Source organism: Candidatus Eremiobacterota bacterium, assembly GCA_031082125.1.
Classification (GTDB): Bacteria; Vulcanimicrobiota; CADAWZ01; order CADAWZ01; family Ess09-12; genus Ess09-12.
Genome location: JAVHLM010000013.1, coordinates 1 through 21259, shown reverse-complemented (window position 1 = coordinate 21259; position 21259 = coordinate 1). Strand labels below are relative to the sequence as shown.

Genomic DNA, 21259 nt, shown 5'->3' with positions numbered 1-21259 from the left:
GGCCTCCTTGAATCAAGCATCTTTGTGGGGCTTGTGCAGCATGCCAAATCCTCCGGGGAAAAACCTCAGGAGGGCTGCGTCTCGGCTTCGGCCACCTCTGCAGGTGCTTCACCCTTGCCTTTTTTCGCGATACCCATTATCACCACTACTATGATCACAATGAGAATGACACTCACGGCACCTATGGCCGGGTAATTGATGATTCTTGAAGTCACTTCAAAGGTATAGCCATCCTGCACCTTGTCAATGGGAATGTTCCACGTGGCAGTGTTGGTCTCTTTTTCTATCGCGCTGGCATTCCCGGATATTATGGGGCCTGGCATCACCACAACCCTCTTGAAGGAGAACATGTTCTGCGCGAACTGCTTGCCCATCTCCTCCATCTGCTTTTCCTTATCATCCTTGGGGGTTTTGGATTCAACCTTGGGGGTAGTCTCCTTGAAGGTCATGGTCTTTACAAAGAAGAGATCCTGGACCTTAAATTCGCCTATAGCCTTCGATTCATCTTTCCCGCCTTCCACGCCTGATACCGGATCGAGCCTTTTGGCGCTGTACATCTCAGCAATGCTGTTAAACTGCCTGCTGAATATGATATTCACCTTGTCCCCGTCAGTCTTTGTCTCAACCTGGTATCCCTCTTTCGCGAAGTCCTTCTTTTTCAATTCGGTCTTGATACCATCGGCAAACATGGCGCTTGTGGATATCTGAATATTCTCCGTGCATTTCCCGTTGGGTTCTATCTTGGTCTTCAGGCTGATCTCTATGCACCCGCTCACCCATAACGCGCATATACACAACATGGAGCAAAGCAGCAGCGGCTTTGCAAGCTTTCCCTTTCTCATGATTATGCCCTCCTTTTCATGTGCTCCTCAATTCCGGGACATGAGAGAGTTCTCTTCCCGGGATTGATATCCTCCAGGGAACGGTGCGAGGAGCCGCCGCTCTCAAGGGCAGCCGTCCGCTGTTTCTTAAGAAGATGGCTCACAGACCGATATTTTCAGGAGCTTGAGCTGATCGGGTGTCGCCTCTACGGGAGCCCCCGTGAGAGGGCAGATGGCGCTCTGGTTCTTGGGAAAGGCGAGAACCTCCCTGATGCTCTCAGTACCTGCCATGATTGCCACAAGCCTGTCTAATCCAAGGGCAATGCCGCCATGGGGAGGGGCGCCGAATTCAAAAGCCGAGAGAAGAAAGCCGAATTTTTCGTAAGCCTCCTCTTCAGAGATTCCGGTTATCCTGAAGACCTTCTCCTGCATCTCGCGGTTATGGATGCGGACGCTCCCGCTTCCCAGCTCCACGCCGTTAAGAACGATATCATAGGCATTAGCTCTCACCTTGAGAGGATCAGTGTCCATAAGGTGCACATCCTCCGGGAGCGGCGACGTGAAGGGATGGTGCTCCGCCTCAATGCGGTTCTCTTCGGCGTTGAACTTGTAAAGGGGGAAGTCCACCACCCAGAGGAAGCTGAAGTCAACCACCGGCTTCAGCTTATACTTTGCCGCCATGTCAAGCCTGAGCTTTCCAAGGCCCTCGGAAACCTTTGCTGTCTCACCGGCGGCAATAAGGAGAAGGTCGCCCTCAACGGCACCCATGGCCTTCCTGAGAGACTCCATGCATTCAGGATCGATGAACCTGGTGAGGAAGGACTTCACCCCGCCCGGCGTAAAGGCTATGGTGAGCAGGCCTGAGAGGCCTGCTGTCTTCGCCATGTTCACCAGCTCCTCTATTTCCTTCCTTGAAAGATGGGAATGGCCGGGGAGCTTGATGGCCTTTACCTTTCCCCCTCCCTCCCGCGTCTTTTCAAAAACCTCGAATTTCACACCGGACACCACAGAGGTGATGTCCGTTATCTCCATACCGAACCGCAGATCGGGCTTGTCTGTGCCGTAGCGGTTGATTGCATCGGTATAAGAGATACGGGGGAAGGGAGTCTGAAGCTCCACTGACTTTGCCTTTTCAAAGACCTGGAAAAGCATCCTCTCTATGGTGTCAAAGACATCCTCCCGTGTGACAAAGGACATTTCCATATCAATCTGAGTAAACTCGGGCTGCCTGTCAGCCCTGAGATCCTCATCCCTGAAACACCGGGCAATCTGAAAATACCTGTCGATCCCGCCCACCATCAGGAGCTGCTTGAAGAGCTGGGGGGACTGGGGAAGGGCATAAAATTTCCCCTGATTGACACGGCTCGGTACAAGGTAGTCCCTTGCGCCCTCAGGAGTGCTCCTCACCAGCATGGGAGTCTCTATTTCCAGGAATCCCTCGCCGTCAAAATAGTCCCTCACCACCTTGGCGGCGCGGTGGCGGAGCACCATCCGCGCAACCATGCCGGGCCTTCGGAGATCGAGATAGCGGTATTTCAGCCTGAGAGTCTCATCAAGGCTCAGGCCCTCTGCCATGTTAAAAGGAGGCACCTTGGAAGGGTTTATGATGGAGAGCTCCGTGGCATGCACTTCTATCTCGCCTGTTGCCAGGTTGCGGTTGCAGGTCCCCTCGGGGCGATCTGTAACGGTGCCCTTTATGGCAATGACATATTCCGCCTTGAGATTCTCCGCCATCCGGAAGACTTCCTCATTCTGCTGGGGGTTGAAAACCACCTGGGTCATGCCATGGCGGTCCCGCAGGTCAATGAATATGAGCCCTCCCAAATCTCTGCGCCGGTTGATCCATCCGGCAAGCGTGACAGTACCGCCGCTGTCCTTTCTTGCAAGGGCACCGCAGGTATGGGTTCTCTTATATTTCTCCGCGTCTTGTTTCATGGCTTACAGTCTCCTTGAGTAATTTTTTGCATCCCTCAATCAGCCTTTCTATGGTACCCGAAGGGTCATCCTTTTCTATAATCACTGCCGGAATTTTCCAGGGCGCCCACTGTTGTGAGCAGTGGGTAAAGGTCCTCTTTTCATAAAGGCACACCGTGGGGACTCCCATCGCTGCGGCACAGTGAAGGGAGCCCGTATCGGTCGAGAAAAATATGCTGCACCGGCCTATAAGGGCAGCCCACTGCCTGAAGGCCAGGCCCCCTGCGAAAAACACATTCCCCTCATTGAGGAAGTCCCTCTCCATCTCTTCCGCCACATGCTCCTCCTCGGGGCCGTAAGTTACCAGGACGCCGTATTCCTTATAGTCAGCCGCCACCTTCCTTATGAAGGTGAGCATGTCATGAGCGGTCCACGGAGGGGTGAGCCACTTCCAGGAGAGATGGATTCCTATTAATTTCTTTCCCGGAGCGGATTTTCCTATGAGCCCGGCGGCATAATCGCCCGCCTCTCTGCCTGGATAGACTTCCAGGGGATAATCGCCGGGATTCCACCCCATTTCCTCGAGAATGGTAAAGGTCTGCCGGACTTCATGGGGGATCGCTTCACCACCGGCGAGAGCCTCATCTATGGCAAGCACCCTGTAGCTTGTGAGCGTAGCAGCAGCTATGAGCCGGGCAGCGATTCTTCTTGAGTAGGTATAGCCAGCACGCTCCCTGGCGCCGGAAAGCATTGCCGTCACGTAGGAGATCACCGTGGGAGAGAGAGCCACGGCCATGTCCCAGGGCCTGCTCCTGAGAGGCGATGCCGCCATGAGAGCCCGAATCAGGGAGTCACCATGATGGTGGACTATTATTTCATCGACATGGGGGTTGCCGAGAAGCACCTCCCTCGTATAGGGCTTCACCAGCACGGCAATGTGCGAGTGGGGATAGCATTCCCGGAGGTTGCGCAGAAAGGGCGTGGAAAGGAGCAGGTCGCCCACTTTGTCAAGCCTGATGACAAGAATATTCTGGAACTGTTCCTTTTCAGAAGCCGTCATTCCCGGCTCCCGTCACGGGGAAACGGCCCGGCAGCAGCCTCCAGGGAGAGCGCCTCCTTGATGCCATTGAGATAATGATGCTGAAGCACAATGTCCTTGCAGAGAGGCGATGAGCCCTTGCTCCGCTCGCAGGCTTTCATAAGCCAGCCGTCGCCGGCCAAAAGGGAGTGCATGCCCAGGGAGAGAGGCGTCATGCCGAGCCGGAGCTTGATCTGAAAGTCCCTGTGCTTGCGGTGAAAGCGTACTGTAGAGATGCCTGCCAGGTGCATCTTGCTGCACTGCTCATCGAATGACACGGGATGCCAGTGATAATTCACGGCCTTATGGTTATAAAGGATGGGAGTCCCGCTCTTTTCTATCCGGTAGCCCAGCTCAAGGTCTTCATGGCCGTACCCGGTGAAATTCTCATCAAACATCCCCACCCTGACAAGGGTGGCTTTCTCCACGAGGGCATTCCCCGTGAGGAAATAAAGCCACGAGAGCCTGGTTCTGCGGTCAGGGTGAAGGGTTCTCCAGAGGCCTCTGTGATCCCTGACAGCCTCGTATTCCTCAAGCGTGTTGACCTGAACCTCGCAGCCCACCACGGCCGAATTCCTGTGGGAATCGTAGAAGCGGGCATGGCTCTCGAGAAGGCGCCTGTCGGGAATGATATCGGCATCGGTGAAAAGCACCAGGGTGCCCTGTGCCTCCCTTATGCCCCTGTTCCGCGCTCCCGAGCGGCCGCTGTTCTCCTGGACGATGTATCGGAGGTTAGGCAGCCTCAGGGCGTGGATCATCTCATCGGTGCCGTCACTGGATCCGTTGTCAACCAGGATAATCTCGTAGAGGTCACGGGAATAGGTCTGCATGGCAAGAGCAGGGAGGATCACCCTGAGGGTCTCCCTCCTGTTGAAGGTGGGGATGACTACGCTTATGAATTCTGGCATTGCAGAAGCTCCTGAAGGGCTTTCATGATATGGGCAAGCAGTTCCTCCTGCCTCTCCTCTTTTTCCCTGCCGCTTACCTCCTGCAATGATTTCTTTTCGACCAATCTATGCGCAACCCTCCAAGGGTGCCACCTTTCCGTGCAATGGGCAAAGTAAAGGGAAGGAAAGACATCCACGACAGGCAGAGAGACACCGGCGGCCACGTGGCCGGCAGAGGTATCCATGGTGACAAGCGCCTTGGTGAGGGAGAGCACCGACGCCCACCTCAGATAGGAAGGATCATGGAACACCGTGAGGCGCTCCTGGCCGAGAGAGGCCGCAAAGGGCTCTGCCCAGGCTTTTTCCGCAGGGCCATAGGTGAGGACAAGATGGCTCATTTTCTGCAGCTCCCCGGCAAGAATTCTCAGGAAGTCATCGCTCCCGCCGTCATCAAGCCACTTGTTTGAAAGATGGAGCGCTACCGGCACTGCCGCGCCGCCGCAGGCGGCGCCAAGGAACTCCCTGGCCCACTTCCCGTGCTCCTCGTCAATGGCAATACGGTAGGGACCGGGGCTCCCCTCCCCGCCAAGGGGCTCAAGAAGCCTGTGCTGCCTTTCTATTTCATGCTCCCCCCCGGGCCTGGAGGGATCGTTCATATAATGGATCTTATGGGTCAGCAGAGCCTGGCAGATGCACTCCTTGACTGGCTGGATAAATCCGGGATTGAAGCCTATCCTGGCGGGCACGGGGGCCATGAAGGGGATGAGGTAGCCTCCCAGTTTTTCCGTCACATTTATGGAAAGGGCTATGTTTCTCTCCCTGAGCTGCCCCGCAACAGTTCTCATCCTTGTCCAGGTGAGCTCTCCAGGCTCAATGACAAGGACTTCGTCAACAGAATGGCTGTCCTTGAGGGCAGGGTATCCCCTTGGTGAGGCGATGACCACGATCCGGGCCCCGGGGACGAGCTTCCTGAGGCTGTCCAGCAGAGGGATGGTGAGTATGGTGTCACCCAGGGCATCAAGCCTCACCACCGCTATGTTCCTGGGCAGGGGGTTAATGGCCACTCTCTCCCTTTCCTACCCTCCCGGGGTAAGGGATTTTTTGATCTCGTTGAAGTAGTAAAAGCTCACAAGGTTTCTTGCACACATAAGGGCGAAGCCTGTGAGCTCCTTGCCGTCGTCCTGCTCCGATATCACCCTTTCGCAGAAATCGATGCCCTTGTCCTGCCAGTTGAAAAGGTCGTTCATCAGCAGGCGCGAGCCGTAAAGCGACGTGGCAAACCGCACGCGCATACCGGGATGCTTGGCAAGAAATATGAGGGCCGTCCTCCCCTTCGCCTTCGTCTGCTCTATCAGCCGGGGAATGTCGCTTTTCTTCCACTTGCTCTTGTAATGAAAGACTATGGCTTTCTTGTTGTAGCGGCTCACGAGGCCGTAGTTTCTCAGGCGCAGGCCCAGTTCCAGGTCCTCCCACCCGTACTCCCTGAAATCCTCGTCGAAAAGGCCCACTTCAAGCAGATATTTCCTTGCGATGGAAACATTGCTCGTCCAGAAGAAGGCGGTGCAGAAATCGGCAATGGTGAACTGCGGCACCTTCCTGTCCAGCTCTGAGGTGTGATTGACCCACCCTTTCACCACGCTGCGGGGATGTATGCGGTGAAAGCGCATATGCTCCGCTATGAGGTTCTCGTCGGCTATTATGTCATCATCGATGAAAAGGACGTAATCGCCCACGGCGCTTTTAATGCCGCGGTTTCTTCCGATTGAGAGCCCGTCATGACCCTGGGTGATAAGGCGGAGAGAACAGGGCCCGCTGAGGGACCTCACCATATCAGAGGTGCCGTCTTCAGAGCCGTCATCGACCACGATAATCTCATACTGGTCCTTTGGAAAATTCTGTTTAAAGAGCGCCACAAGCGATCTCTTGAGAAGATCCTCCCTGTTTCTGGAACAAATCTGCACCGAGACTTTCATCGCTTATAACAGTCCTTTCTTTTTAAGTTCCTCCCTGAGGGTTTCCGCGTAATAATAGCCGAAAATCTTCTTCTCCACGGCGAGCATTTCGCTGTTCGTGCCGCCATGCACGAGCTTTTTCCATTTCCTGACCCATCGATTCTTGAAAAAAGGGCCTGCAAAAAGTGACTGCTTCAGAAAATAGAGCGAATTGATGCCTGTGGCAAGCCGCACCTTCAGGTCGGGATGCTTCTCATAATACATCACCGCCGAGCGGGCAAGCTCCTGGGCCGTCCTGATCATCGCCGGGAGATCCTCCTCCCTCTTCCGCGGCTTGTAATGATAAATGATGGCCTTCGTGTTGAACCTGGCTTTGAGCCCCCTCTGGCGGAGGCGCCAGCCCACCTCATTGTCCTCATATCCATATTCTACGAAGCTCTCATCAAACCCCCCCACATCCTGAAGTTCTCTCCTGGGAACAGAGACGTTGCAGGTGCAGAAGAAAGCCTGAGAGAAATCGGTAAGGCCCGCCTTGATGTCGCGGGGAAACTCGTACCTGTCTATATTGATGATAGGTCCCCTCACGACAGCCCTGGGGAACATCCTGTGAAACCTTGCATGCTCGGCGATGAAGTCCGGCGGCGCAAGAATATCGTCATCGACAAAGATTATGACGTCGCCGCGGGCTTCCTGTATCCCGTAATTCCTTGTGGCAGCCCTTCCGCCCCATGTACGCTTGAGATACCTGAGTGCACACCGGGTCTTCATCGTCATGACCAGCTCGTCGGTGCCATCCTCGGAGCCGTCATCGACGACAAGTATCTCATAGCCGGCGGAAGGGAACTTCTGGTCATCAAGGGTCTTTATGGCACCCTCAAGGAGCTCTTTCCTGTTTCTTGTGCAGATGACAAGGGAGAAACAGGGAGTCTCACTGTCCAGGTCAGGTCTCGCTGACTTTGCGAATATCCTTATCATGCGCTCAGTGGCCCCTTCAAAGGGGCGGTAAAGCTCCTTGAGGTCTCCTCTCATCTTTGCGAGAGCCTCTTGATCAGCCATCAAGGTCATTACCTGCCCGGCAACCTGGCGGGCCTCGAGGACACCCTTGATCTCTGGCACGATCTCGCGGCGCGCCAGGATATTGGGCTGGGCCACGGCTCCCAGGGTTTTTGCAATTCTCCTGATAAGGGGAGCTTTCAGGAGGCGCCCAAGGAGAGGAAGCCAGTCCAGGAGCCCCACAATCCCTATGTAGGGAATTTCCTCAGGCCTGTTAAGAGGAAGGAGGACCACCATGGGCCTGCCAAGGCACCCCGCCTCGCCGGTCTTGGTCCCGGGAATGGTGATGACGAAATCGGAGCCTGCAAGCTCGTCAAGGTGATTCTCCCTCACAAGGCGGATGGCCAGGCCCTCATCAGAGCGGAGGTATTCCTCTTTCTCGTCAATGATTCCCCTCAGCCCCCCGAACTGCCTCACAGGGAGAAGTTCCCGGTCCCCGGCAAACTGCTGCCAGTCCACAAAGGGAGAGATGAGGGCCTTGAACTTCACGGCCGGGAATTTCTCCCTCAGGTACTTTGAAATCTCCAGGTAAAAGGGGAGAAGCGTGCGGAGCTCCTTGAGGCGGCTTCCCGCCATGAAGCATATCTCTTCAACCGGGCCTTCCTCGCGGGGAACGGTGTCTCCCTTGAGGGCACCCTTCACGGAGTCCACGAGGAGATCACCTACGACAAAAGCCTTGTTCCCGCTTATGCCGCTCCGGACAAGGGCCTCCCTGTCGCTCTCGGTCTTGACAAAATAGCCGTGGAAGTACTGATCAACGCTTTTCTTACCCCATTGATAAGCCCATGCAGGGGCTTCCCATGACCTGGCGAGGAATGCTGTGAGGGTAATCTCCCCGCCCAGATGGAGAAGCTCGGCGCTGGACTTGCCGCTCCTGTCGAGGAGGAGGGCGGGATACCCGGCAGGGGGAATGACCTCGTCAACTCCGGGGATGGCCTGGACCACGGACTTTTCACCGCCTGAGGCAAAGACGCAGGGGAGGAGCACGACAGATATACCGTATTCGGGGAGAAGCTCTTTCAGCACCTTTACGGAAGGCCTGAGCCACCCCGCTATCTCGCCGGGGCTGTTGGCAAGGACATATATGCGCTTCTCAGTTTTATTCATATACCGTATGGGAAGCCTGCGGGAAGGCAGGGGGCCCTCAGATGAGCGTCCCCCCGATTTTTTCTATGATATCTGTGGAAGAGCGCCCGTCCACGAGGGAAAATGCCCTGAGCTCTCCTCCATAGGAGCGCACCACTTCCGCTTCAGGGATTTTCTCGAGGTCATAATCGCCGCCCTTCACGTGCACATGGGGCTTCAAGGCGCCTATCACTCTTACAGGGGTGTCCTCTTCAAAGAGCACCACATAATCCACCGATTCAATGGCACTGAGCACCTCAGCCCTGTCGGGACCGCTCACTATGGGCCTCTTTTCACCTTTCAGGCGCTTCACTGAGCTGTCGCTGTTGAGGCCCACGATCAGGATGTCACCAAAGGTCTTTGCCGCCGCAAGAAGCCTGACATGGCCCACATGAAGTATGTCAAAGCAGCCGTTGGTAAAGACCACCTTCAGGCCTTCACCTTTGAAGCGGGCCACAATCTCCGAGAGTTCCTCGAGGCTCTTGAGCTTCTCTTTACCCATAAGGAAAAACCTCGCTCCTGGCCGCCGGGGCCGGGCCACCTGTCAGAAAGCGGTTGAAAGATGCTGCTTGTCAATCACGTCGATAAGCTCGGAGATTGAGACGGTGGCGGTGCCTACCTTCTTCACGACGACGGCGGCGGCAAAATTGGAGAGGATCATGGCCTCCCTGAACGAGGCGCCCGCCCGGAGCGAGAGGGCCACCACTGAGAGCACCGTATCGCCCGCCCCGCTCACGTCAAATACCTCGCTTGCGAGGGCTGATACGCTGGCAGTTTCGCCTTTATCGGTAAAGAGAGCCATTCCCTTCTCCCCCCTGGTGATCAGCACTGCCTCGTTCTTGAATTCACTGAGGATCGTCTGCCCCACCCTGCCAAGGCTCTCCTGGTCGTTAATCTTCTCGCCGGCAACGCTCACCGCTTCTTTTTCATTGAGAGCGATGAGGGTGGCACCCTTGAAGATGCCGATGTTTTCCGGCTTCGGGCCCACAACGACCTTGCCCCCCGTTCTTGCCTTCCATTGCATTATCCTGCCAACAAGCCCGTCGTTCAGCAGCCCCTTGTTGTAATCAGATATCACCACGAGCTTGTGCTTTTCAAGGCTCTCTTCAAGGTGCGCGCCGAGCTTCTCTGTCATCCCACCGTTTATCCTGTCGCGTTTCTCGATATCAGTCCTGCATACCTGCTGATGGTTCGCTATAATTCTTGACTTGGTCGTTGTGGGCCTTGAAGGGTCTGTTACCAGTCCCGTGACATCAACGCCTCTCCCTGAAAGCTCCTGTCTCAGCCTCACACCGTATTCGTCTTCACCGATAATGCTCACAATGGAGCTTCTGGCACCGAGGGAGCAGAGGTTGTTTACCACGTTTGCCGCCCCTCCCGGTGAATAGGAGTAATAATCAACCTCCACGACGGGTACAGGGGCCTCAGGGGATATGCGGTTCACCTTCCCCCAGATCCATTGATCCAGCATGCTGTCGCCAAGGACCAGCATGCTGATTTCCCTGAAGTTGAAAATAAGCTCCCTTGCTCTTTCCCTTTCAATAAGCATCATATGGTATCTCCTCGATCCTGGAATCAGTTGCCCGCTGTCCTGCGGAGCTCTTCTATGACTCCCGCGGCAATCAGGGGGATCATGAATTCATGGTGGCCCGTGAGGCTGTACCCCTTTCCTCCAAGCTCCTTCGCCCGGTTCACCGGGTTGTTGAGAGAGCGGTACTGCCTGAGAAAATCGATATTGATGCCGGTAAAGCCTTCCACCCTGCAGCCCAGGTTCCTGGCCGCGGCTATGGCCTTCTCAATGACGGTGGGAAGCACCACGGCCGAACCGGCGTTCATGATGACGCTCCCTTCGGTGGCCTGGGAGATGATCCCGCACAGCAGCCTGAAATCATGGAAGGATGCGGCGCCGATAGCATCGCCGCGGGCTGCGGGATGGGTGTGAAAGATATCGCTTCCCAGTGCGACGTGGACAGTGGTGGGTACGCCGGCCTTCCGGGCCTCTGCGAATATGCTCATCGAGGCGAAAGGTGCTTCCGAAATGCGCTCGCCTATTACCTCCCCGAATCCCCTCTTTTCCTCGTAAGCCCTGAGGGCGCATTCGTTAAGTATATCACCCGTTTCACGGACCATGCCGAATGTGCCCTCCCTGATTCCATCGGCCACATTTTCCGATGTCTCGCCCACGAGGGCAATCTCCAGGTCATGGACACTTCCCGCGCCGTTGAAGGCTATTGCATTGATGATGCCCCTTTTCACAAGGTCTATCACAATGGGTGATAATCCCACCTTTATCACATGGGCTCCCATGGTAAGAAGGACGAGCCGGCGGGAAAGATGGGCCTTCACGATGGAATCTATGATCTCCCGGTACTCACCGCCTGCGAGGATCGACGGGATTGTCGCAATAAAATCGGCAAAGGTGGAGCCTTCGCGGTAGGGCCTGGCAAACCCCTGACATGACACCTTGTTTTTCCTCGCGGCAATCGAGTAGGTGCGGATCCGCGAGAAATCAAGAGGCTCAAAGTGCATGGGCATTTAGCGGAGCTCCTCCAGGACCTTGATATGCTTGTGAGCCGAGACATCCCACTGGTACTTCTGAGCCTGTTCAAATCCTCTCTTCCTCATCTTCGCCGTGAGGTCCGAATCTGAGATGATGAGCCACATTTTTTCGGCGAGATCGGCGGCATTCTTGGGATCAAAGTATGCCACGGCATCCTGGGCCACTTCCACGAATGGAGGTATTTCCGAGACTATGCATGGCACGCCGCACGCCATCGCCTCCAGGATCGGGAGGCCGAAGCCTTCATAAAAGGAGGGAAAGACAAAGAGCTTCGCCAGGTTGTAGAGGGCCAGAAGGTCTTCATCAGTCACTTCCCCCAGCCACACCACATCCTCTTTTACGGAGAGCTTCTCCACCAGCGATACAATTGAGTTTTTCGTGGTTTTCTTTGGGATCCCGATACGGGACAAGAGCTTCCGGGACCATCCCGTTGTGCCGTTGCTTCCCACGAGGGTCCCCGGGCATTTTCCCGCCACGATAAGCTTATGAGGAAAGGTATACTCCTTCTTCGCCTTTTCAAAGGCATAGAGGAGCACATCAATGTTCTTCCGCTTTTCCACGTTGCCCACGAAGAGAATATAGGGGAGCCCTTTGCTGAAGCGGTCAAGGTACTGCGCTGCCTTCTCCCTCTCCAGCTCCTGGGGCTTGAAGATCTCCTCGACTCCATGGGGGATCACTTCAATCTTCTCCTGCGGTATCTCAAGGAACGTGCAAATCTCGCTCCGTGAGAAATCCGACGGGGTGATTATCATGTCGGCGGCCTCGCAGGCCTCCTTGATCCTTTTCCTGTCGTTATAGCCTTCGCTTCCCTTTCTCTTGTGCGAATAGCGATAAGGGGCCAGGTCATGAATGGTCACGGCTCTCCGTGCCGAAGGGAAAAAATCTATCCTGCTCCAGGGAAACCATATGACATCGAGCATGGAAATCCTGGAGTCCTTTACGGTCATGAAATCGAGCTTCTTCTCGGGGAAGTGCTTTTGAATACTTTTCTCATCAGATTTATGCTTGACCATTATGAAATAAAACTCGTGGTTGAACAGGCCAAGCATCCGGGCGACTATGCTGCGGGTAGCCCTTCCCATTCCCCTTGTGTCCCGTGCAAGAAAAGAGGCATCAATTCCTATCTTCAAGGTAAATCTCCTTCCGGACGCGCCTTTATAGTATGACCGGCGAGGTGCACCTTACAATTATTAGGGGACTTGATTAAATTTCCTCCTTTTGCCCGTGAGCCTCTCAATGGCGTCAAGCACATCAGCCACCGGTATGTCATGGTAACAGGAGAAGTCATTGCAGTGCTCTTTCACGCATTTTTTCGCGCAGCGTCTGCCCGGGGGGAGAACGACCTCGTATTCCGTTCCATAAGGCCGCCATCTTGAGGGAAAATCGCTTGCAAGGGCGAAGATTCCTACCGTGGGCACCTTCATCGCCGCAGCAAGGTGCATGGGAGCCGAATCGGGGCAGACAAAGACCTGGCAGCGGGAAATTACCGCCGCGAGCTCCTTGATAGAGGTCTCGCCTGCAATATTAAGGGGCTTCTGCTTCATAAGGGTGGCCACGGCATTCACAAGTCCCCTCTCCATGCCGCTGCCGGTCAGAAGGACCCTGCCTCCGAAGCGCCCGGCGACTGCATCGGCCAGGCCCGCGAAAAAGTTGACAGGCCAACGTTTCTCATCGAGAGGGAGCCCCTTGCCGACGTGAAAGCCTATAAGCGGTGAGCTTCCATCCCATCCTGCGCGGGCAAGTATGGCACCCGCCCGCTCTTCTGATTTTCCGTCAACATGGATGGCCACTTCAGGTGCCTCAGCCTCACAGCCCAGTATCCTTGCATAATCAAGCATTATATCAACCCAGTGGCTCGTGGTATCGTGATGCTCCGATCTGACCCTGACCCGGTGGGTATAGAGAAAGCTGTAAAAAAGCCTGGAGTCCTGGCCGACCCTCGTGGGAATGCCTGAGAGAAAGAGCAGCCACGCTTCCTCCACCCTGCTCCAGAGCACAATGCCTGTATCAAAGCTCTCCTTCCTGAGGGCTTCAGCCCGGCGGCTGAGGTTTCCCCACCCTTTCAGGTTCCCCCCCGGGACACCTATCACGCCGTCGAGGGCTGGATGGCCTTCCACAGCTTCCCTGAGCTCATCACGCACCATCATGGTAACTGACGAGCGGGGAAAATGATGCCTGAGAGGCTCAAGGAGCGCCGTGGAGAGCAGAAGATCGCCCAGTCCTCCCGCAAGATGGATAATAAGAATCTTTTTCCCCATGTGATCCGGTCCTTTCAACGATGGGCCCTTCCATGAAAGAAGATAATTCTCACTTTGCGCCCTTGAATCCTATCAGCACGGACTCCTCTCCATGGAAGGATTTCCCCGGGAAAAGCCCGTAATATCATGAGAAAACAATTTCCTGGCATGGGTCAGGACTCCCGGAGGGTAGGGCTTTATGGCAGCCAGACTCATTTATGATCTCGCAGCTCTCGATTTATCCAGAACGGAAATCCCCATCGAGGAGATCCGGAAGATCAACCAGCAGCGCTTCGACATGGAGCAGCTCTCGGGGATCTTCACCATTGACCGGCAGAACAAATTCATCATAGGCTACAAGGACGTCTCTGACAGCGAGTTCTGGGTTAAAGGTCATGTTCCGGGACGCCCCATTTTCCCCGGGGTCCTCATCATCGAGGCCGCTGCGCAGCTCTGCACTTATTTTTATAAGATCGCCCTCAACGACGATCCCAGGAGGTTCCTCGGCTTTGGTGGCCTCGACAAGGTGAAGTTCCGCGGCACCGTCCTTCCCGGTGACAGGCTCATACTGATAGCAAAGAACACGGAGCTGAAGAGCAGGATCGCTATCTTTGAAACCCAGGGCGTGGTAAAAGGCAAAGTGGTATTTGAGGGCATCATCACGGGGATGCCCATTTAATCGTGCTCTTCCAGTCAACATCCCACACGGGCTGCTCTTCCCTGACCCCTTTCAATACCAGAGGCTTGAGGGGATTCGCCGTGACATGGTCTCTCACCTCGCAGAACGCGCTTTCGCTCAGAAGCACCTGCCCCGCCCTGGCCTTGTGGAGAATCCTGGAAGCCAGATTCACGGTGCTTCCCGTGACTTTAAACTGCATTCTGAGATAGGTGCCCACGTTGCCGGCGTAAACCTCTCCGGTGTTGATGCCCACGGCGATGCCGGGAACGGGGAGATCCCTTCTCTCACGGGCCTGGGCAAGCTGAAGAGAGGCCTCCATGATACGGCAGCCGCTTCTCACTGCATGAAGGGCGTTGTCATCGGAGTGCCCCGTCACGCCGAAATAGGCCATCATCTCCTGGGCGATGAATCCTTCCACTGTCCCGCTCTCCCTGGCTATAATCTCGGAGAACCTGCTGAAATAATCGTTAAAGAGGGAGACTACCTCCTCGGCGAGAGCCCTCTCGAAAAAGAGCCTTCCCGGCTTCAGGTCAAGGAAGAGTACCGTTGCTCTCATCCTTTTTCCTGTTTGAAAAGTTTCTGAGAGCACCGTATCGACGAGATCTTCGCCGACATAACGCTTCAGGCAGAGCCTGAGCCATTCTCCCTCGTGCAATTCGGCAAGGAGACTCTCAAATTTCTGCAAAAGCCATTGAGCATTGAGTTTTTCTGCTATCTCTATCGCCTTTTCCAGATAGGACACTGCCTGAGGCTTGTCATTCATCCTGTGATAGAGCAGGCCGATCTGAAAAAGGACCTCGGCAGTCTGAAACGGGATGGAAAGCCCCTGATAGAGCTCAAGCGCTTCGTGGAAGCGTTTCATGCTTTCTTCAAAGCGGCCTTCAGCCCTGAGCACTATGGCATGGATTTTCAAGGCCTCGGCCACGAGCGGCCTCGCATCAAAGCGCCGGAAGGTCTCGAGGGCGCCGGTCAGCTTCCCCGATGCCTCACCGAGCTCGCTCGAGCTGAGATGATTATAGGCGATGTCCTTTTCATTGATTGCGCTCCATATCTCGTTTCCTGCCTCGCGGGCCATTGAAAGGCTCCTCTCTAGGTACCCCGAGGCCTTGCCGGTCTCCTTCAGGGAGGTGAAAGCTCTCCCGAGGTTATTGCACATCACCATGAGGCCATGGGAGTCCTGCAGCTTTTCGCAGAGCGCAAGGTCCTTCTGAAAAAAATCAATCGCCTTGCGGAATTCCATGTTCTGAAGAGAGCATCTCCCCAGGTTTCCAAGGGTGATGGCAATTCCGTATTCATCGCCTTCCCGCTCTTTGAGGCGGAGTGATTCCTGGTAATGGCCGAGGGCCTCCTCGACCTGCCCCATCTCGGTGAAGATCATCCCCATGGTATCAAGGACCTGGGACTGTTCGGCCGGGAGCTCCAGTGCGCGGTAGAGCGCGAGGGACTGCTTCAGGCTCTCCATGGCCTCAACCCTCAGGGAGGCTTTGGAGAAGCAAAGGCCGCGGTAATGGAGGTATCTTGCAAAGGGTGCTGTTCTCTCCAGGCCTTTCAGCAGCAAAGCGCTCCTGGCAAGGGCTCTCCGGGCTCTCGTGAGATGGTTTCTCCTGTACCACAGGAGAGCCTGCTCCTGATACAGGGCGACCAGCTCCTCCGGGGCCCCGGGTGTGCAGTGGCTGATGGCCAGACGGAGACATCTCTCGGCTTCATTGAAACGGGCCAGTCTCCCGTAAGCCCTCGCAAGGTGAAAATACAGGAAGGCTCTCTCAATGGGAGTGATTTTCCTCTTTTTCAGCAGGCGTGAAAGATATTCAGCGGCCTCCCGGGGTTGCCCCCCTTCAAGAAGGGACAGGGGCTCCCGGTGAATTTCTCTGAGACCTTCAAAAGCAGCCATGATCCCTCACAGCACAAGTGACCTGAGCGATTCCAGGCAGGGTACGGTCACCTGGCTCTTCATCATCCTGATAAATCCCTCATTGCAGAGGGCGGCAAGAGTTCTCGAGACAGTCTCGCGGCTTGTGCCAAGCTGCGAGGCGATCTCCTTATGTGAAGAGGGAAGCTGAAAAACGACGCCTTCCTCGCATATCACTCCATTTCCCGCCACGCTGTCAAGCATCATCTGGGCAAGCCTCCCCCTCACCGAATGGCATGCCAGGTCTTCAATCCGCCTGTTGGCATCACGAAGGCGGCCTGCATACACGGTGAGAAGCTTTATAGCCACCTCAGGATGAGTGCGCAGGTATTCTTCAAAGTCACCGCGGAAAATCACGAGCACCTCCGCCTTGGAAATGGCCACGACCGATGCTGAGCGGGACTTCCCGTCCAGAAGCGAGAGTTCGCCGAAGGAATCCCCCCTTGAAAGGGCGGCGAGGGTGATCTCCCTCCCGCTGGGAGAGTCCCTTACAATCTTCACTTTTCCCGAGATAATTATAAAAAAAGCGCCCCCCTCTTCTCCCTGAAAAAAAATATACTCCCCTTTGTGAAACCTTGTTGAGACGGCGATTCCCTCAAGATCCTCCAGTTCCTTGCTGCCGAGCTCTGAGAAAAGGGGCACATCGGTGAGGATCCTCTCATCTGAGGAGGTTCCTCCTGCATGGGGTGTACGCTGAGCGAGGCAAGGGCTCCCCTTGCCTCGACACTTGTTTTCCCTGACGGCGCCCAATTTCATGAAAGCTTGGCAAGAATCCTCGCCACGCGGGGATCACCTGCCATGTCCGCGAGAGGATGGGACATGAAATATGAGAGATGGGGCAGAGACTTTATCTTCGCCGTATTCTCCTCTTTCACAAGGTGCTTGTCAAGCCTGGTGATGTACTCATCCCTGAATTTCGGATCAGCGGAAAGCTTTATCTTCTCCTTGATGGCCAGGTTTTCGAGGCTTTTCAGGAGCTTCTCATCGGCCTGCTCGAGGCGGAAGAAGACATGGTTGAAGATGTTGGGATCATTTCTCCCCGTGGTGAGCACAAAGGCCACCGCCGTCGCCTGTGTGTCGGGATCGCCCGACTTGAGCTGGTTATGGAGCTCCTCGTTGGTCACCTCGGCAGGCGCCCCTGCCGCTGAAACATAGACGTGCTGGATAGGCGACCGCGATATATTCCCCTTCATATCCTCGGCTTCGACGTAATACTGAACAAGCTCGCCCTCCTTGCCCTGGGGGACTTCAAGCTCCACCTTGGTCCTGTACTCATCGGCCCTCACCTTGGGGTCCACCCACACATCGGGCTTGTTGGGAAGGTCCGGGAAAGGCATTTTTGTCATGGCATGCCCGCTCTTCCAGGGCTTGACGCCTGTCCCCTCAAACATGAAATCCTGGGATCTGTCGAGCTTGCCGTCATCATCGGTCCGGTATTTCACTTCCACGGACTTCACGTTGTTCACGTCATAGACATAGCTCACCACGTTGAAGCTCGAAGGCATGCCCTTGGGGTTGTAAGGGTAGTGCATGGGAAGGAATATGCTTGGGCCCACGGCGTCCTTGTCCTTGCCATGGCGGTCGATGACCTTGCGGGCATCTTCCACGGCCCTGTTGGCGCCCGTCACCGACGAATAGGAGAGGACATTGTCGGGGTTCCAGTATTCATAGCAGGAAGTCTGGCCCACGAGGAGATTGTTCCAGGCCTTCTCAGTATCGGTGCCGCTCCCGGCTATGATATTGCCGATGCTTTCTTTTGTCAGGCCGGCAGGCTCGAGGCTGTCGGCGGTGAGGACCTCGTTCTTGGCTGCCGTAAGGGTGGCCCATGAATTCTTTTTAGGCGAATAGCCTGTATAAGCGGGGTCGTCCATCCATTTCGAGAACTGGGGATCGCCCAGGTTGGCTCCCCACCAGGCGCCGTCCTCTACATGGATCACGTCGCCTCCTTCGTAGTGCTTCGGCTCGCCCTGGCCCGAGACCAGTTTCGGCTTCTCGGGAGGGAAAAGCTCCAGGTAGTCCGAGATGGTAGTGAAGACCACCTGGCCCGGGTACCGCGTCGCCATATCTATGGGGACGTTCCTGTGGAACTCCCCGCTGTTTGAGCCGTTGTTGTCGCCGTCGGTGGCGAAAAGCACGAAGAGGGGATGGGCAGGATCGGTATTGTATTTCTGGAACTTGGTGATGACGTCCTGGATCTTGCTCCCGTCACGATCCTTCTGGATATACGACGAGAGGGAGCGCTCCTCGGGGACTACGACCATGAGCTCCTCGCTGCCCGTCATGGGGTCCACATGTTTCACGTAGTGGGGCTTGAGGGCCTCAGGCGACACAAGGTGGACCTTGGCAAGGTCATTGGGAAGCGTCTCATAGGTATGAGTGCCTGGGTTCCTTCTGTCAGCCTTGTTGGGCGGCTTGAGGCCGTCGGCCGTGTTGTGGTAATCCTCGTTGGCACGGTCAAAGTGGAGGTTGTCCACCATGGTCCATTCAATGCCCGCCTTCTTGATGGCAGGTATCATGCGCTCGCTGAAAGCCATCTCCGGCGGAAAGAATCCCTTGGAAATGGGGCCGCCGAAGAGCTTGTCAACGGCATGCTGGTGCATCTTGATCTGGAGCTCTATATCCTTGTCGCTGTTGACGCCGCCATCAGTGTGGCCCGTGGCGATAAGCCCCATGAGGGGATGATGATAGCCGATGTTGACGAAATCCAGTCGCGGGTTCCCTTCCGAGGTGAAGGAATCCTTGCGGAGGTTCCGGTAATGGCTGCTCCAGTCCTTGCCCGGCCAGAGCCCGCGCTCGGCGGACTTTTCCATGTTTTCCATGAGAGAGCCTGAAAAGGAGACCTGGATCCCGAAATGGGGATAGTCGGGCTTCCCTTTCATCGATTCAACGGCATAAGCCTCGGCATCGCGGTATACTTCTCTCCGGTTCTCCGCATCGCCCGTTCCCAGAACATAATTGTTGTACTCGGGAGTGTCGGCGGGGTGAACTCCGGGGCGATAGATAGGCTGGTGATCGTGAAGATCGATGGAGACAAAGATCTTGCCGGCGTTCTTTTCCCGAAAGTCCCTGATGAATTCGGTCCGCTCGGCACCCGTGAGGCTCTCGAGCTTTTCACGGATCTCAAGGGCCGACAGAAGAGGATTGACCTGCTCCTGCTTTTCCGGCTCAGCAGGCGGTGACATTTTTACCTCTGAAGCTCCTCGCTGGAGCTTTGACTCCTTACCGGAAGGCACAGACCCTGCAAAGCCGTCACAGGGCACACTGTCGCCAGGCGGCGGCCCACTGCTCTTCGCCGGCGGCTGTCTTTTGGGATCATGGCTTACAAAGGAAGGCTGAAACCGCCCAATCTCTGAAGAATCCATCAGAAAATCCCCCTCTCCTAAGGCTTCCCCGGGGATGAAGCCTGCTCTTTGACTCCAAAAGGCAAGAATATGCCATATGTCATTGTACCATGGGAGGGACGCCCATGTCTATATGAAAGGTCTTGCCATTTTGTTACATTTCCGGTACCCCGGACTTCTTCCGCCCGGTTACTGGACCCCGTCGGGCCTCACCATCGTGGGGCCTTTGATGAGAATGCCGCCTGCACCCTGGCGGAGCTCGGCGGCATTTGCCTCGTCAGTATCTACATGCATGTCAAGCATAAAATCATTACTGACACGAACAATCACGTCATCATAGACAATGCCCCGCTCGCCGCCTACCTTCACCATCACGCATTCCCCGTCCTCCACGCCAAAACGCTGCGCGTCCGGGGGAGTCATGTGGATGTGGCGCTTCGCCTGAATGACCCCGTGGTCAAGGGCCACCTCGCCGGCGGGCCCGATGAGCCTGATGCCGGGCGTTCCAGAGGTGTCCCCGGAGAGGCGGACAGGAGCATCTATCCCGAGGGCGAACTCGTCGGTTCTTGATATCTCGACCTGCGACTCCTTCCTTTCAGGGCCCAGGACCCTCACGTTCTGGATGGTGCTTCTGGGCCCTGTAAGCGAGACAGTCTCGTTGCAGGCGAACTGGCCGGGCTGTGAGAGAGGGGCCTTCACCGTGAGGCGTGCGTCTTTTCCGAAAAGAGTCGCCACATGCTCCTTCGTGAGATGGATGTGGCGGGCGCTGATGCTGATGGGGATTTTCAGATCTTCATCCATGGTGCCTCCTTTCTAGCTGGATTTGCCGAATCCGGTGATGATGAGGGTCCTGCTGCGGGAATCCCCTGAGAGCTGGAGCACTCCCCTTCTTTCGGCGTCCTTGAGTAGATCGCTGAAAGTCCTGTACCCATGAGCCGACTCGGTAAATGACGGCTTCTTTCTCTTTATGGTGTCCTTGACCATCGAGGAGTAGATGATCTCCTTGTTCTCCCTCATAAGGGCGACGACGGAGTCGATAAGGAGCTGGTAGGCCTCCTTCTTGTTCTCGGGCAGGTCCTTGATTATTCCAGAAGGGATATCCTTGGGCAGGTCCAGGTCCTCGTAAAAGATGAACTCGTCGCAGTTGGAGATGAGCAGGTTCGACGCTGACTCCTTAAGGCTGATGCCGATTACGTGTTTCCCGTTTTCCTTGAGCTTGCTCACCAGGGGCGAAAAATCGCTGTCGCCTGACATAATGACAAAGGTGTCAATGTGCTCCTTGGAATAAGAAAGGTCCATCGCGTCAACAACAAGTCTTATATCGGCAGAGTTCTTGCCTACTCTTGAGCGTTTCGGGATCTCAATGAGCTCAATGGCCGCTTCATGGAGATCCCTTTTCTGATCAGGGTAGCGGGCCCAGTCTGAATAGGCTCTCTTGACGATTATCTTGCCTTTCTCCACAAGGCGCTCAAGAACTTTGGCAATATCAAACTTTTTCTTCCGGTTTTCAAAACCAAGGGCGATGTTGTCAAAATCAATAAAAAGGGCAAGCGTGTTTGCATGCTCCACCGGTGAAGACCTCCTGTAAGAGTGTAGGATAGTATTCCCTATTATAGCATGGGAAAGGTTCTTTTGCAAAAAGAATAGTAAGAGAGCCCTGCATAACTCGCAATGAAAATGCCTGTGGGAGATTGTGGACACAA

Annotated in this window: 18 protein-coding genes; 1 reads left to right on the top strand and 17 read right to left on the bottom strand. The window is 55.4% G+C overall.

The window, feature by feature from the left end:
• Positions 1-65 precede the first annotated feature (65 nt).
• The 12 genes from RDV48_15290 to RDV48_15235 all read right to left on the bottom strand — a co-directional run bounded on the left by RDV48_15290 (position 66) and on the right by RDV48_15235 (position 13648).
• A complete protein-coding gene (locus RDV48_15290) occupies positions 66-842 on the bottom strand; it encodes a hypothetical protein (GenBank protein MDQ7824165.1) in 777 nt (258 codons plus the stop codon).
• A 126-nt stretch (positions 843-968) separates the two neighbouring features.
• A complete protein-coding gene (aspS, locus tag RDV48_15285; GenBank protein MDQ7824164.1) occupies positions 969-2756 on the bottom strand; it encodes an aspartate--tRNA ligase in 1788 nt (595 codons plus the stop codon).
• A complete protein-coding gene (locus RDV48_15280) occupies positions 2731-3795 on the bottom strand; it encodes a glycosyltransferase family 9 protein (protein ID MDQ7824163.1) in 1065 nt (354 codons plus the stop codon). The genes aspS and RDV48_15280 overlap by 26 nt, the downstream gene beginning before the upstream one ends.
• Complete coding sequence (locus RDV48_15275) at positions 3792-4721, bottom strand: glycosyltransferase family 2 protein (GenBank protein MDQ7824162.1); 930 nt, start codon at positions 4719-4721, stop codon at positions 3792-3794. The genes RDV48_15280 and RDV48_15275 overlap by 4 nt, the downstream gene beginning before the upstream one ends.
• On the bottom strand, positions 4706-5764 hold the full coding sequence (locus RDV48_15270; GenBank protein ID MDQ7824161.1) for a glycosyltransferase family 9 protein: 1059 nt from the start codon (positions 5762-5764) through the stop codon (positions 4706-4708). Before RDV48_15270 ends, RDV48_15275 begins: the two co-directional genes overlap by 16 nt.
• A 12-nt stretch (positions 5765-5776) precedes the next feature.
• Entirely contained in the window at positions 5777-6673 is an 897-nt protein-coding gene (locus RDV48_15265) for a glycosyltransferase (GenBank protein MDQ7824160.1), read from the bottom strand.
• A gap of 3 nt (positions 6674-6676) precedes the next feature.
• The gene (locus tag RDV48_15260; protein MDQ7824159.1) at positions 6677-8812 is read right to left on the bottom strand and encodes a glycosyltransferase; all 2136 of its coding nucleotides are present in this window, start codon (positions 8810-8812) and stop codon (positions 6677-6679) included.
• 37 nt (positions 8813-8849) lie between these two features.
• Positions 8850-9332, bottom strand: a complete 483-nt coding sequence (rfaE2, locus tag RDV48_15255) for a D-glycero-beta-D-manno-heptose 1-phosphate adenylyltransferase (GenBank protein ID MDQ7824158.1) — start codon at positions 9330-9332, stop codon at positions 8850-8852.
• Between the two features lie 42 nt (positions 9333-9374).
• A complete protein-coding gene (locus RDV48_15250; GenBank protein MDQ7824157.1) occupies positions 9375-10382 on the bottom strand; it encodes a PfkB family carbohydrate kinase in 1008 nt (335 codons plus the stop codon).
• Between the two features lie 23 nt (positions 10383-10405).
• The gene (locus tag RDV48_15245) at positions 10406-11365 is read right to left on the bottom strand and encodes a hypothetical protein (protein ID MDQ7824156.1); all 960 of its coding nucleotides are present in this window, start codon (positions 11363-11365) and stop codon (positions 10406-10408) included.
• Complete coding sequence (locus RDV48_15240) at positions 11366-12520, bottom strand: glycosyltransferase family 1 protein (protein MDQ7824155.1); 1155 nt, start codon at positions 12518-12520, stop codon at positions 11366-11368.
• 60 nt (positions 12521-12580) lie between these two features.
• Complete coding sequence (locus RDV48_15235) at positions 12581-13648, bottom strand: glycosyltransferase family 9 protein (protein MDQ7824154.1); 1068 nt, start codon at positions 13646-13648, stop codon at positions 12581-12583.
• A gap of 178 nt (positions 13649-13826) precedes the next feature.
• Between RDV48_15235 and RDV48_15230 the strand changes: the two genes are divergently transcribed.
• Positions 13827-14306 carry a 3-hydroxyacyl-ACP dehydratase FabZ family protein gene (locus RDV48_15230; protein ID MDQ7824153.1) on the top strand — a complete coding sequence of 160 codons (480 nt, stop codon included), beginning with the start codon at positions 13827-13829 and terminating at the stop codon, positions 14304-14306.
• Here the strand turns inward: RDV48_15230 and RDV48_15225 are convergent.
• The 5 genes from RDV48_15225 to RDV48_15205 all read right to left on the bottom strand — a co-directional run bounded on the left by RDV48_15225 (position 14287) and on the right by RDV48_15205 (position 21125).
• On the bottom strand, positions 14287-16197 hold the full coding sequence (locus RDV48_15225) for a tetratricopeptide repeat protein (GenBank protein MDQ7824152.1): 1911 nt from the start codon (positions 16195-16197) through the stop codon (positions 14287-14289). The genes RDV48_15230 and RDV48_15225 overlap by 20 nt on opposite strands.
• 6 nt (positions 16198-16203) lie before the next feature.
• On the bottom strand, positions 16204-16857 hold the full coding sequence (locus RDV48_15220; GenBank protein MDQ7824151.1) for a Crp/Fnr family transcriptional regulator: 654 nt from the start codon (positions 16855-16857) through the stop codon (positions 16204-16206).
• 110 nt (positions 16858-16967) lie between these two features.
• Positions 16968-19577: a hypothetical protein gene (locus RDV48_15215; GenBank protein ID MDQ7824150.1), complete on the bottom strand. Its 2610-nt coding sequence runs from the start codon at positions 19575-19577 to the stop codon at positions 16968-16970.
• A 168-nt stretch (positions 19578-19745) separates the two neighbouring features.
• Positions 19746-20357, bottom strand: a complete 612-nt coding sequence (locus RDV48_15210; protein ID MDQ7824149.1) for a phosphate propanoyltransferase — start codon at positions 20355-20357, stop codon at positions 19746-19748.
• A 12-nt stretch (positions 20358-20369) separates the two neighbouring features.
• Positions 20370-21125, bottom strand: a complete 756-nt coding sequence (locus RDV48_15205) for an NYN domain-containing protein (GenBank protein ID MDQ7824148.1) — start codon at positions 21123-21125, stop codon at positions 20370-20372.
• Positions 21126-21259 lie beyond the last annotated feature (134 nt).

Coding starts and splice junctions, on each gene's coding strand:
- RDV48_15265 (MDQ7824160.1), bottom strand. CDS start 6,673: ATGAAAGTCTCGGTGCAGATTTGTTCCAGAAACAGGGAGGATCTTCTC.
- RDV48_15210 (MDQ7824149.1), bottom strand. CDS start 20,357: ATGGATGAAGATCTGAAAATCCCCATCAGCATCAGCGCCCGCCACATC.
- RDV48_15275 (MDQ7824162.1), bottom strand. CDS start 4,721: ATGCCAGAATTCATAAGCGTAGTCATCCCCACCTTCAACAGGAGGGAG.
- RDV48_15290 (MDQ7824165.1), bottom strand. CDS start 842: ATGAGAAAGGGAAAGCTTGCAAAGCCGCTGCTGCTTTGCTCCATGTTG.
- RDV48_15260 (MDQ7824159.1), bottom strand. CDS start 8,812: ATGAATAAAACTGAGAAGCGCATATATGTCCTTGCCAACAGCCCCGGC.
- RDV48_15215 (MDQ7824150.1), bottom strand. CDS start 19,577: ATGGATTCTTCAGAGATTGGGCGGTTTCAGCCTTCCTTTGTAAGCCAT.
- aspS (MDQ7824164.1), bottom strand. CDS start 2,756: ATGAAACAAGACGCGGAGAAATATAAGAGAACCCATACCTGCGGTGCC.
- RDV48_15245 (MDQ7824156.1), bottom strand. CDS start 11,365: ATGCCCATGCACTTTGAGCCTCTTGATTTCTCGCGGATCCGCACCTAC.
- rfaE2 (MDQ7824158.1), bottom strand. CDS start 9,332: ATGGGTAAAGAGAAGCTCAAGAGCCTCGAGGAACTCTCGGAGATTGTG.
- RDV48_15250 (MDQ7824157.1), bottom strand. CDS start 10,382: ATGATGCTTATTGAAAGGGAAAGAGCAAGGGAGCTTATTTTCAACTTC.
- RDV48_15225 (MDQ7824152.1), bottom strand. CDS start 16,197: ATGGCTGCTTTTGAAGGTCTCAGAGAAATTCACCGGGAGCCCCTGTCC.
- RDV48_15235 (MDQ7824154.1), bottom strand. CDS start 13,648: ATGGGGAAAAAGATTCTTATTATCCATCTTGCGGGAGGACTGGGCGAT.
- RDV48_15280 (MDQ7824163.1), bottom strand. CDS start 3,795: ATGACGGCTTCTGAAAAGGAACAGTTCCAGAATATTCTTGTCATCAGG.
- RDV48_15230 (MDQ7824153.1), top strand. CDS start 13,827: ATGGCAGCCAGACTCATTTATGATCTCGCAGCTCTCGATTTATCCAGA.